13 protein-coding genes are annotated in these 11,387 nt (G+C 65.4%); 5 read left to right on the forward strand and 8 right to left on the reverse strand.

All coding sequences use genetic code 11. The features are described 5' to 3' along the window. Nucleotides 1-7: 7 nt before the first annotated feature. Nucleotides 8-1,447, forward strand: a complete 1,440-nt coding sequence (locus AC0V2Y_RS18325) for a DUF1501 domain-containing protein (RefSeq protein WP_475416429.1) — start codon at nucleotides 8-10, stop codon at nucleotides 1,445-1,447. Here AC0V2Y_RS18325 and AC0V2Y_RS18330 read toward each other — a convergent pair. Genes AC0V2Y_RS18330 through AC0V2Y_RS18340 form a run of 3 tightly spaced genes read right to left on the reverse strand, consistent with a single transcriptional unit; the run spans nucleotide 1,444 to nucleotide 2,897 of the window. Then, nucleotides 1,444-2,283 (reverse strand): dioxygenase family protein, encoded by an 840-nt coding sequence (locus AC0V2Y_RS18330; protein WP_475416428.1) that lies wholly within the window; start codon nucleotides 2,281-2,283, stop codon nucleotides 1,444-1,446. The genes AC0V2Y_RS18325 and AC0V2Y_RS18330 overlap by 4 nt on opposite strands. Then, nucleotides 2,241-2,411 carry a hypothetical protein gene (locus tag AC0V2Y_RS18335; RefSeq protein ID WP_191909705.1) on the reverse strand — a complete coding sequence of 57 codons (171 nt, stop codon included), beginning with the start codon at nucleotides 2,409-2,411 and terminating at the stop codon, nucleotides 2,241-2,243. The genes AC0V2Y_RS18330 and AC0V2Y_RS18335 overlap by 43 nt, the downstream gene beginning before the upstream one ends. A 30-nt stretch (nucleotides 2,412-2,441) precedes the next feature. After that, nucleotides 2,442-2,897 carry a Spy/CpxP family protein refolding chaperone gene (locus tag AC0V2Y_RS18340; RefSeq protein ID WP_475416427.1) on the reverse strand — a complete coding sequence of 152 codons (456 nt, stop codon included), beginning with the start codon at nucleotides 2,895-2,897 and terminating at the stop codon, nucleotides 2,442-2,444. 192 nt (nucleotides 2,898-3,089) lie between these two features. Between AC0V2Y_RS18340 and AC0V2Y_RS18345 the strand changes: the two genes are divergently transcribed. Together AC0V2Y_RS18345 and AC0V2Y_RS18350 are read left to right on the forward strand one after the other, a co-directional pair. Next, the gene (locus AC0V2Y_RS18345; protein ID WP_475416426.1) at nucleotides 3,090-3,779 is read left to right on the forward strand and encodes a response regulator transcription factor; all 690 of its coding nucleotides are present in this window, start codon (nucleotides 3,090-3,092) and stop codon (nucleotides 3,777-3,779) included. 2 nt (nucleotides 3,780-3,781) lie between these two features. Next, a complete protein-coding gene (locus AC0V2Y_RS18350; RefSeq protein ID WP_475416425.1) occupies nucleotides 3,782-5,272 on the forward strand; it encodes a sensor histidine kinase in 1,491 nt (496 codons plus the stop codon). Between the two features lie 40 nt (nucleotides 5,273-5,312). Here AC0V2Y_RS18350 and AC0V2Y_RS18355 read toward each other — a convergent pair whose 3' ends face one another. Beyond that, the gene (locus AC0V2Y_RS18355; RefSeq protein ID WP_475416424.1) at nucleotides 5,313-5,663 is read right to left on the reverse strand and encodes a FlxA-like family protein; all 351 of its coding nucleotides are present in this window, start codon (nucleotides 5,661-5,663) and stop codon (nucleotides 5,313-5,315) included. 168 nt (nucleotides 5,664-5,831) lie between these two features. Between AC0V2Y_RS18355 and AC0V2Y_RS18360 the strand changes: the two genes are divergently transcribed. Then, the gene (locus tag AC0V2Y_RS18360) at nucleotides 5,832-7,070 is read left to right on the forward strand and encodes a PrpF domain-containing protein (RefSeq protein WP_475416423.1); all 1,239 of its coding nucleotides are present in this window, start codon (nucleotides 5,832-5,834) and stop codon (nucleotides 7,068-7,070) included. A 34-nt stretch (nucleotides 7,071-7,104) separates the two neighbouring features. Here the strand turns inward: AC0V2Y_RS18360 and dcd are convergent, their stop codons facing one another. The 4 genes from dcd to AC0V2Y_RS18380 form a co-directional block, all read right to left on the reverse strand. Further along, nucleotides 7,105-7,674: a dCTP deaminase gene (dcd, locus tag AC0V2Y_RS18365; protein WP_034755486.1), complete on the reverse strand. Its 570-nt coding sequence runs from the start codon at nucleotides 7,672-7,674 to the stop codon at nucleotides 7,105-7,107. A gap of 132 nt (nucleotides 7,675-7,806) precedes the next feature. Next, entirely contained in the window at nucleotides 7,807-8,607 is an 801-nt protein-coding gene (locus AC0V2Y_RS18370) for an alpha/beta fold hydrolase (RefSeq protein ID WP_475416422.1), read from the reverse strand. Between the two features lie 58 nt (nucleotides 8,608-8,665). Beyond that, complete coding sequence (locus AC0V2Y_RS18375; protein WP_475416421.1) at nucleotides 8,666-9,361, reverse strand: HAD family hydrolase; 696 nt, start codon at nucleotides 9,359-9,361, stop codon at nucleotides 8,666-8,668. Nucleotides 9,362-9,381: 20 nt separating this feature from the next. Next, entirely contained in the window at nucleotides 9,382-10,143 is a 762-nt protein-coding gene (locus AC0V2Y_RS18380) for a sulfite exporter TauE/SafE family protein (RefSeq protein WP_475416481.1), read from the reverse strand. A gap of 151 nt (nucleotides 10,144-10,294) precedes the next feature. Here AC0V2Y_RS18380 and AC0V2Y_RS18385 point away from each other — a divergent pair, with 151 nt between their 5' ends. Next, a complete protein-coding gene (locus tag AC0V2Y_RS18385) occupies nucleotides 10,295-11,218 on the forward strand; it encodes a LysR family transcriptional regulator (protein ID WP_475416420.1) in 924 nt (307 codons plus the stop codon). The last annotated feature ends 169 nt before the right edge of the window (nucleotides 11,219-11,387 follow it).

An 11,387-nucleotide genomic window follows, 5' to 3' on the forward strand; every position in this document is an offset into this window, starting at 1 on the left:
TGATCACATGCAAAACTTCCCCTTTTCCCGCCGCCGCTTCCTCGGTTCCATGCTGAGCCTGGCCGGCACCACGGCCGCGCCGTTCGCCATGAATCTGGCCGCCATGGGCAATGCCGCCGCGCAATCGGCAGGCGACTACAAGGCCATGGTTTGCCTGTTCATGGCAGGCGGCAACGACGCCTTCAACACGGTGCTGGCCACCGATCCCACGTCATGGAGTGAATACACGCGCCTGCGCAACACGGGCGCCGCCGACTCCATCCATCTGCCCGGCGTGGGCGAGACGGGCGGCGTCTTGCCCATCGTGCCCGCCACTGCGCAAACGGGCCGCGCCTTCGCCCTGCATCCCCAGCTGGCGCCCCTGAAAGACCTGTTCGACAATGGCCGCGCCGCCGTCGTGGCCAATGTCGGCACCCTGATCCAGCCCGCCACCCTGGCGCAGTACAAGGCCGGCAGCGTGGCCTTGCCGCCCAAGCTGTTTTCGCACAACGACCAGCAATCGACGTGGCAATCGGGTTCGCCGGAAGGGGCCAGCACGGGCTGGGGCGGGCGCATCGGCGACGTGGCCGGCGCGGGCAATACGAATGCCATGTTCACGGCCATTTCCGCCGCGGGCAATACCGTCTTCCTCAGCGGGCGCCAGGTGCGCCAGTTCCAGGTGGGCCAGTCGGGCGCCGTGCCGATCCGCGGCCTGAGCGGCAGCCTGTATGGCAGCACGGGCGGCGCGGGCGCGCTGCAAGCCATCATCAACGATGCGGGCAGCGATCTGATCGAACAGGAACACGTGGCCGTGGTCCAGCGCGCCATTTCCAGCCAGAGCATCCTCAGCGGCGCCATGCTGGCGGCCGGCGCGGGCGGCGTGCCCAATCCCCCGCCCTATGTCAATCCGAACACGGGCGTATCCGGCGTCAATCCGCTGGCCGTGCAATTGCAGACGGTGGCGCGCATCATCGGCGGACGCGGCCCCCTGGGGGCGAAACGGCAAGTGTTTTATGTGACCCTGGGCAGCTTCGACACGCATGACAGGCAAAAAGTGCTGCACGCCGACCTGATGGCGCGCCTGGCCCATGCGCTCGCCTACTTCGACACGACCCTGGCGGCCCTGCAGGGCGCCGACCTGCGGCGCCAGGTGACGACGTTTACGGCGTCGGACTTCGGCCGCACCTTCAGCAGCAACGGCGACGGCACGGATCACGGCTGGGGCGCCCACCACTTTGTCGTGGGCGGCGCCGTGAAGGGCCGCGACATCTACGGCGCCTTCCCCGTCACGGGCGTGGGCCATGAGCTGGACGTCGGTTCCGGCGCCCTGCTGCCGACCACCTCCGTCGACCAGTATGGCGCCACCCTGGCCAAGTGGTTCGGCGTGGCCGACAGCCAACTGGCCGAGGTCTTCCCGAACATCGGCAACTTCAGCCGGCGCGACCTGGGTTTCATGACGGCAGCTTAACCGTTCACGGCGATCGTCAGGGTGACGACGTAGCCATCCGTGGCGTTGCCCGTCACGGTGGCCATCTGCAGGCTGGTGCCGTCGCTGAAGACATTGTCGGCGGCATAGCTGATCTGCGCCAGGTTGCGCACGCTGGCCGTGTAGCCGCTGGCCGTATAGGCCTCGTTCAACGTTGCCATCGGGAAGGTAAACTGCGAGGTCTTGATGCGGCTCGCGGCGCTGGCCGCCTTGGCCAGGCTGGGATAGACCTCGACATGCACATGCGGCATGCGCCCCGCGTAACAGCCGGGAAAGATGGTCGTAAAGGAAAGGTTGCCGGCGCTATCCGTTTCCTGCACGCCGCGCAGGTAATTTTGCGCCGTCACGCCGCTCGAATACAGCGAATACAGGCCTTCGCGGTCGCAATGCCACAGGTAGACGGCATAGCCAGCCAGGCTGGCGCAGCCGCCGCTGGCATTGAGCAGCTGCAATTTGATGGTGAGCGGCACGCCCGCCGCCACGCCCGTGGCGCCGTTGAAACTGGCGCGGATATCGCTGCGCACCACGCCCGACTGGTTCAGCACGTTGATGATGCTGCCGCCATGCGTGTTCGTGCCGTCGGCCGGATACGGCCCGCCCGTTTCCTCGGGAATCACCGTGCAGGCGCCCGTGCTGGGTGTCGCGCCCGCAGCGGCACCGCTGCCTGCGGCCGCGCCGCTGGGGTCCGACCCGCCGCCGCAGCTCATCAAAGGCAAGGTGGCGGCGCCGGCCAGCAGCCAGCGCAGGACTTGCCGCCGCTCGGCCGCCTGCCGCATCATTTCGAGGTCGGATGCCAGACCGTGATCATGTAATTCCATACATACTCCATCAAGTGGGGCAAGCCCGCCAAGGCGGGGCTCAGGCTGGCGCACAGGAACAGCGCCTGTGTCGCATGGCGCGAGAGCGCCTGCAAGCTGCTGCCCGGACGCAAGGCATGGATGCGCATGCTGACTCTCCCTGTGTTCGCGCCTGCCGCTTACTCGGAGCGCTGGAGGTCGCGCGGACCCTGGCGGCTGTCGCGCCGCTGCCGCGCCTGCTTGCGCTGTTCCGGCGTCAGCACGGCCAGCAATTGCTGCTCCAGCCGCGCCTGCTGCAAGCTGATCGCCGCCAGGGCTTGCGCCGCCGTGCTGGCCAGCGCGCTGGCCTTGGCATCGTCGTAGGCATCGGATGCGGCCAGCGCGCGCAGCTGCGCGTGGGCCTGGAAGGCGATCTTTTCCTGTTCCCGCAGCAAGGGTGCCTGGGCGTAGGTGGCGGCGAAGACCTTGTCCTGCTGCGCTTCGCTCAGCGCGATGCCGTGCAGGAACGGCGGCGGCCCCGGCATGGCGCGCGGCGGCGGGCCGTCCGGGGCGAATTCCTGCTGGGCCAGGGCGACCAGCGGCATGCTGCAGGCGGACAGCAGCAACAGGGACAGGACAATACTCAGGTGTTTCATCGGGCTTTCCTTTCGTGGCGATCAGCCCTGATTGTCGGCGTCTGGCGTGTAAAGCAACGTTAGGGCCGCGTAAAAGCGTGTAAAGGAAGCTGCGCAAATGTAAGCGGACGTATGTAAAAGCGGGTAAAAGGGCCCTGAAGCGCCCCTGTTGACTGCTATCATCGGGCGATATTCACCCGAAAAAGCACAGGCATGAGCAAGGTTTTGTTAATCGATGACGACGTGGAACTGGTCGGCATGTTCCAGGAATACCTGACGCAGGAAGGTTTTGACGCCCGCGCCGTGCATGACGGCGAAAGCGGCGCGGCCGAAGCGCTGACGGGCCTGTACGCCATCGCCATCCTCGACGTCATGATGCCGCGCATGAATGGCCTGGAAACCCTGCGCCGCATCCGCGCCGGCAGCAACCTGCCCATCCTGATGCTGACGGCGCGCGGCGACGACACGGACCGCATCGTGGGGCTGGAGCTGGGCGCCGACGATTACGTCACGAAACCGTGCACGCCGCGCGAGCTGACGGCGCGCATCCGCGCCATCCTGCGCCGTTCGCAGGCGGCGCCGCACGACAACTCGGGCATGGCGCCGCTGACCGTGGGGCAATTGACGATGTGGCCGGAACAGCGCCGCGTTTCCTGGGCCGGCACGCACCTGGAGCTGACGAGCACGGAATTCAACCTGCTGGAAGTGCTGGTGCGCCATGCCGGCAAGCCCGTGAGCAAGAATCAACTGTCCGAACTGGGCCTGGGCCGGCCCATGGCCCGCTTCGACCGCAATATCGACGTGCACTTGAGCAGCCTGCGCCGCAAACTGGGCACCCTGGCCGACGGCCGCTCCTGCCTGCAGACCGTGTACCGTCTCGGCTACCAGCTGATCAAGGAGTAAGCGTGGGGCGCCTGTTCTGGAAGTTCTTTCTGTGCATCATGCTGGCGCAGGTGACGGCCACCATCGGCATCGGCGGCACGTTCTGGCTGAAAAACCGGGCGGCGCAGCAGGAGCGGGCGCTCGACATCGACACCAGTCCGCCCGCGCAAATGATCATCGAGGCCGCCAGCGCCACCCTGGAAGCGGGCGGCAGCGAGGCCTTGCGGCAATTTCTGGGCAAGCTCGAGCGCATGCGCGTGTTTGCCGTCGATGCGCGCGGACACGAACTGATGGGCCGCGCGGTGCATCCCGCCATGCTGAGCAAGGCGCGCGCCATGCTGGAGCAGAGCCAGCCCCATCCCGTCGTGCGCACGGTCACCGGCAGCGACGGCCAGCGCTATCTGCTGTTCCTGCCCTCGTCCGAACGCTTCCGCAATGCCGAGGCAGGCGCCGCGCGCGACACCCTCAATGCCGTCACCCTGAGCGGCCCGCGCGCCATGGGACCCGGTCCACGGCCCAGCGAAGCGGGCACTGCGCCGCCACGCGGCGAATTCGGCCGCGGCATGCCGCCCGGCCCGCGCATGGACACTCCCTACCGCACCTTCATTCCCCTCGGCGCCGCCATCGCCGCCAGCCTGCTGTTCGCCTTCTTGCTGGCCTGGTATTTTGCGCGCCCCATCCGCGACCTGCGGCAGGCGTTCGAGGCCGCCTCGCACGGCAACCTGGCGCCCCGTTTTCACGCCAGCGGCAAGCGCGGCGACGAGTTGACGGACCTGGGCCGCGATTTCGACCGCATGACGGGCCGTTTGCGCCATCTCATGGAGAGCCAGACGCGCTTGCTGCATGACGTGTCGCACGAACTGCGCTCGCCGCTGGCGCGCCTGCAGGCCGCCATCGGCCTGGCGCACCAGCAGCCGGACAAGATGGACGCCTCGATGCAGCGCATCGAACGCGAAAGCGAACGCATGGACAAGCTGATCGGCGAGCTGCTGACCCTGTCGCGGCTGGAAGCCGGTGCCGGCTCCCCGCTCAGCGAAGACGTCGACATTGCCGAGCTGCTGCACGACATTCTGGAAGACGCCCGCTACGAAGCGAAGGCGCGCCAGGTGGACATCGCCCTGGAGGGCGACGCAGCCAGCGCCGACGCCGCTGTCACGGGCCGGCCCGAACTGCTGGCGCGCGCCGTGGAGAACGTGGTGCGCAATGCCGTCAAGCATAGTCCCGATGGCGGCACGGTGGAAGTAAAGCTGTCGCGCCTGCATGACGGCAGGCAGGATCTGCTGCGCATCGCCGTGCTGGACCGCGGCCCCGGCGTGGCCAGCGCCGACCTGGCCAGCATTTTTGAACCCTTCTTCCGCGCCAGCAACACCCAGCACAGCACGGACGGCCACGGCCTGGGCCTGGCCATCGCCCAGCACGTCATCGGCGCCCATGGCGGCCGCATCGGCGCCAGCTTGCGCAGCGGTGGCGGGCTGTGCGTGGAAATGTTGTTGCCCGTCAAAACGCCAGGCTGAGCTGCCGCGAGCCTGCCGACGGGAATTGCCGGCGACCTGCCTACGCCTGGGTATCGATGATGCTGCCCAGGGTCGACGCGCTTGACCTGGCGGGACTGGACGCCGACTCGGCGCTGCTGGCCGCCTGAGAATCGTCTTGCGCCGCCTGCTGCGCGGCAGCAGCTTGCAACTGAGCAATTTGCGCCTGCAAGGCCTGGATTTGCTGCGCCAGCTGCTGCTGCAGCTTTTGCGACGCCTCCGTCTGCTCGCCCTTCTGTGACTCCGTCAACTGCTTTTGCGCCGCCGTGATCTGCTTTTGCAGCGCCGCGATCTGCGCACTGCTGCCCGCACTGGCGCTGGCGGCCGCACCGACTGTACCGACTGCGCTGCCTGAACCGATTGCCGCTACCATACTGCCTCCTTGATCATTCAATACCTTATTATCGGCGCGCAAGGTACTCAATACAGGGCGGCAAGTGTAAAGGCGGGTAAAGGCATGTAAAGACGCCGCGCACACCATCCGATTGCACACCAGCAAGAAAAACTGGCACACTGGCGCTTCCTGCCTTGACCACGATCCATGATGATGACGCCCCTGCTGCCCGCCCTGCCCGACCTCGTGCCCCGCCTGCGCTGCGGCATGATCGAGTTTCCTGTCCACCACATGCGCGGCGGCACATCGACGGGCCTGGTCTTACATGCAGCTTCCGTGCCGGCCGAACAGACGCTGCGCGAGGAATTGCTGCGCCACCTGATGGGTGCGCCCCAGTCCGGCCGGCAGCCGGGCAACCGGCAAATCACGGGCCTGGGACGGGGCGCGCCCACCAGCAACAAGGTCTTCCTCGCCGGGGTGGAACAGCATGCGGGCCAGCCGCGCCTGGTCAGCGCCCTGGCGCAGCTGGCGGGCGAGCACGGCGATATCGACTGGAGCGTGAACTGCGGCAATATGTCGTCCGCGCTGCAACTGTGGGGACTGGACAGCGGCGTGATCGAGGCCCTGGCCATCGGCGCGCACGACGTCGATATCCGCAACACCAACACGGGCGTCATCACCACCTCGCGCATGGCGCGCGAACTCGATGGCAGCTTTACGGCCGCCAGCATTCCTGGCGTGACCGGCAGCTTCCCCCGCGTGGACCTGTTCCTGCGGCAGCCGGCCGGCGCCAAGACGGGCAAATTACTACCAACAGGCAATGCGCAGGATGTGGTGCACGGCTATGCGGTCTCGTGCGTGGACGTGGCCGTGCCCATGGTCATCGCGCTGGCGAGCCAGTTCGGCAAGACGGCGCACGAGTCCATCGCGGAACTGGAAGCGGATACCGCGTTCATGCAGGCGATCCGCCAGGTGTGGAGCGCGGCGGGACTGCTGATGGGCTTGCGCAAGCGCGATGGCCGGTTGATGACCTTGGAAGAGCTGGAACGCAGCGAAACCATCCCCAAGTTCTGCATCGTGGGACCAGCCGTGGGAGAGGGAAATATTGCGGTGCGTTACTTCACGCCGCAATCGGGCCACGCCTCGCTGGCCGTTTCGGGCGGCTGCTGCCTGGCGGCCGCCTGCCTGATACCGGGCACGGTGGCGCATGCGCTGGCAAGCGGCTTGCCGCCTGTCGGGCAGACCGATACGGAGATTGAACTGGGCATAGCCAACCCGGCCGGCATCCTGGATACCACCATCGTGGCGCGCCAGGACGGGGCGACTGGCAACATCGCCATCGACGGCGCGGCCTACCGGCGCAGCGCGCAAATCTTGCTGCGCGGCCATGTTCCCCTGTACCAGCCGTCAACGGCGCTGAAGGCGTGGCTGCTGAAACAATGTTAGAGCAGGACTGGCGCCCCGCCCGTTCAAGCAATCATCAGGTCTTCGGCAGGGTCACGCCCACCTGGCCCTGGTACTTGCCGCCGCGGTCCTTGTACGAGGTTTCGCACACTTCGTCGGATTCGAAGAACAGCACTTGCGCCACGCCTTCGTTGGCATAGATTTTCGCTGGCAACGGTGTCGTATTCGAAAACTCCAGGGTCACATAGCCTTCCCATTCCGGTTCGAACGGGGTGACGTTGACGATGATGCCGCAACGTGCATACGTGCTCTTGCCCAGGCAAATCGTCAAGACGTTGCGGGGAATGCGGAAATACTCGACCGTGCGGGCCAGCGCGAACGAATTCGGCGGGATGATGCAATAGCCCTTGCCCGATACGTCGACGAAGTTATTCGCGTCAAAATCCTTCGGGTCGACGATGGTGGTGTTAATGTTGGTAAACAACTTGAACTCGTCGGCGCAGCGGATGTCATAGCCATAGCTGGAAGTGCCGTAGGAAACGATGCGGTTGCCGTCGCGTTCCTTGACCTGGCCCGGTTCGAACGGCTCGATCATGCCCGTTGTTTCCGCCATGCGGCGTATCCATTTATCGCTTTTAATCGTCATCGCAGGGGTATCTTTCTAGAATATCGAATGGCTGGGGCGGCGCGCCAGGTGCAGGCGCGGCCCGAATGGCAGGATTTTACGCGAAAATCCGCCGCTGCTGGCCCCCATCCCCTGAAAATCCTTGGCGGAAGGCTATTGTTTCGCCAACAATGCCGTGATCATCTCGCGCACCACTTGCGCCGTCAGTTCCGGGTTTTCCATGGGAAATAGATGGCCGCCCGGCACTTGGCGGAAAAACTTGCCGACCAGCTTGCGCGTGGCCGTCAAGCCCGCCTGGCGGCATTCCACCGATTCCGTGCCGCCGATAAAGCCGATGGGCACCGGCAAACCATCCTTGACGAGGCCGCCGATATGGTGCGGCAGGCTGCGGTAGACCTGCGTTTCCACTTCGCGCGTAAAACGCAGCTGCACCCCCTCCGGATGGGGGACCAGGCCGCTGTCGATGTAGTCGCGCAAGACTTGCGGGGCCCAGATGGCGAACATGTCCTTGGCCGCGAAGTGTTCATACGCGGCTTGCGCATCGGGCCACAGCTTGCGCCGCCGGGCGGAAAAACGCGAGGGTGAAAACCGCTCGCCCAGCGCCGTGTTGCGCGCCAGGCGTACCAGCAAGGCGCGCCAGCCCGCCACCACGGGCGAATCGAGCAAGACCACGCAGCGCACCAGGTCCGGCCGCTGCTTGGCCACCATCACGCTGAGCATGCCGCCCAGCGAATGGCCGACGAGGATCACGGGCGCGCTGTAGCGGCGCTCCAGCTCGTCGATGTACTCGCGCACCAGCTCGGGCCAGCCCGTGCTGACGGGGTAATCCGGGTCGTGCGCATGCATGTCGAGCGCCTGCACGGTGTAGTGCTGGCCCAGCAAGCCGAACAGCTTGCGGTAGGTGCCGGCAGGATAGCTGTTGGCGTGGGCAAAGTGCAGTTGCGGGAGGGTCATCGTGGAACGGTGCCGGTGAATGCGATAGGCAATTGTAATGGCATGCCGGCAAGACGGATCAGAGGAAGGCCTCTAATTGCCGCCGCGCTGGCGCCATGCCGGGCACGAACGAGGCCAGCACTTCGCCCAGCTCGGCGTTGGAATCGACCACGCAAAACGCTTCGTCAAACGCGTGGTGACGGTTCATGGGATTGCGCACGACGATGCATTCCAGCCCGGCCGCATTCGCGGCGCGCAAGCCGCGCGGCGAGTCTTCCACGGCCACGCAGTCGGCGGCGGCCAGGCCCAGGCGCTGCAAGCCCAGCTGGTAGCCGTCGGGCGCCGGTTTGCTTTCGCCATACATTTCGCGCGTCAGCACGAAGTCGAAATGGCTGAGCAAGCCCGTGGCCGCATGGCTGATGCGGAAGTGTTGCTCATAGGCGCTGGTGACGACGCCCATGGCCACGTGCGGGCGCAGCGCCGCCAGCACCGGTGCGATGCCGGGGATGGCCAGCTGGCGCGCCTGGCGCAGGCGTTGCGCAAACAGCACGGTGCGCTCGGCGCGCAGGCGCTCGACCAGTTCGATGGCATGGCCCTGCCCCAGCAGCAGATGCCAGGCGCCGTAGTTATTGTCCAGGAACCAGTCAAAGAATTGCTTCGGCGTCAGCTCTATGCCATAAGGCAAGAGCAAGTCGCGGTTGCTTTCGTAAAACAGCTGTTCGGTATCGACCAGCACGCCATCGTTGTCCCACAGCACGCCCTGGATGGTTTTCATGGCTAGTGTCGTTCAAAAACTTACTTGAAGAAGATGTCGTAGGACAATTTCACGATCAGCAACACCAGCAGCACGAGGAAGAGGATGCGCACGAAGGCGGCGCCGCGGCGCACGGCGATCCAGGTACCCGTCAGGGCGCCCAGGATATTGCACACGGCCATCGGTGCGGCCACGGCGTAGACCACGTGGCCGGCGGGAATGAAGAAGGCCAGCGCGGCCACGTTGGTGGCGATATTCACCAGTTTCGAACAGGCCGAGGCGAGGATGAAATCGAAGCCGAAGACGCGGATGAACAGGAAAATCAGGAAGCTGCCCGTGCCCGGCCCGAACAGGCCGTCATAAAAACCGATGGCGCCGCCGATGACGATGGCCAGGATGCGTTCGCGGGGGCCGATGGGGCGCGCTTCGCGCGTCGTGCCGAAATCCTTCTTCATGAAGGTATAAATCGCCATGATGATGATCAATACCAGCACCATGGGGCGCACCACCTGCTGCGGTACGTAGGACACGGCGGCCGCGCCGATGAAGGACATGACGAAGGCGCTGGCCACGGCGGGCAGCACCAGCAGCCAGGGGATGTGCACCTTGCCAACGAAGGAGCGGGCGGCAAATGTGGTGCCGCAGGCGGACGCCAGTTTATTCGTGCCCAGCAGGGAGGTCGACGCCATGTTCGGCATCAGGTTGAACAGGGCCGGCAGCTGTATCAGCCCGCCCCCGCCCACGGCGGCATCGATCAGGCCGGCAAAGAAGGCAAATAAACACAGCAGCGAGATGGTCAGCATGATAGACAGTGGGGAATGGGCGACAGCGGCAGTATAGGCGTCAGGCATTTTTTCCGATGCAACTTCAAATTGCGGAAAACGCAATCAGGCGTAACGCTTGACGGAATGCGCCCCGTGCGGTCTACTGGCCTCTTTTGCCGGGAGTGACGCGATGTCGATGAAACTGATGTGGGAGATCCGCGCCTTTTGCACCGTGGTGGAAAAGCGCAGCTTCATCCACGCGGCGCGCATGCTGGGACGCTCGCCGTCGGCCGTCACGCGCGCCATCCAGTTCCTCGAAGACGCCATCGGCGCCGAGCTGATCCTGCGCACGCAAAAGCAGTTCACCCTGACGACGGCCGGCGAAACGTATTACGCGTCGGCCAGGCACTTGCTGGAAACGCAGGCCGAGGCGGAAGAGCAATTGGCGGAATTGAGCAACTCGCCGCAAGGCTGGGTGCGCATCTCGGCGCCGGAAATCCTGTCGCTGGGCTTCCTGCCGAAAGTGGTGGCGCAATTTTCGCGCGACTACCCGAATGTGTCGGTGGACATCCATTTCTCGGACAAATCGATCGACCCCATCCAGGAAAAGCTGGACTTTGCCATCCGCGGCGCCTTCCCCCAGTCGAGCGAGCTGATCGGTTATCCCCTGTGGAATTACCGCCGCTACATGTACGCCTCGCCCGGCTATATCGCCCGCATGGGCGCGCCGGACGAACCGGAAGAGCTGGCCGGCCACGACATCATCATGCACTCGGCTCCCCGCATCCTGCGCGACTGGCATTTCGTCTCGGCTACGCGCAACGTGCGCTACCAGGTGCAGCCCCGTTTCCGCTTTACTTCCGGCATCGCCACCTTCCAGGCGGCCCTGGAAGGCGCCGGCATCGTGCGCCTGGCCAGCTGGCTGGCGGAACCGGCCGTAGCTGCAGGCACCTTGCGCCGCGTCTGCACGGCGTACCGGCTGACTTCGTCAAAGGAGCTCGATCCCAGCATCCATGCCGTGTACGGCACGTCACGCATGGCCAAGGGGGCAAGGCTGTTCCTGGAATACGTGCGGCAGCGGGGCATGGAGATACCGGACGAGCGGCACAGCTGACGCCTGCACCCGTGAACGGCCGCTATGGCCCGATGCGCACAGAAACAGGCGTGCCCAGGACCCACGCCACATCATAGATGGGCGCGTTGCCACGAAACGATATCGCGATGAGCTCCAGCGGCGTCACGGTGCCATGCAAAATAAAGGTTTCCACATAACCCGAGGAACC

The organism is Janthinobacterium sp. BHSEK, from assembly GCF_056174685.1.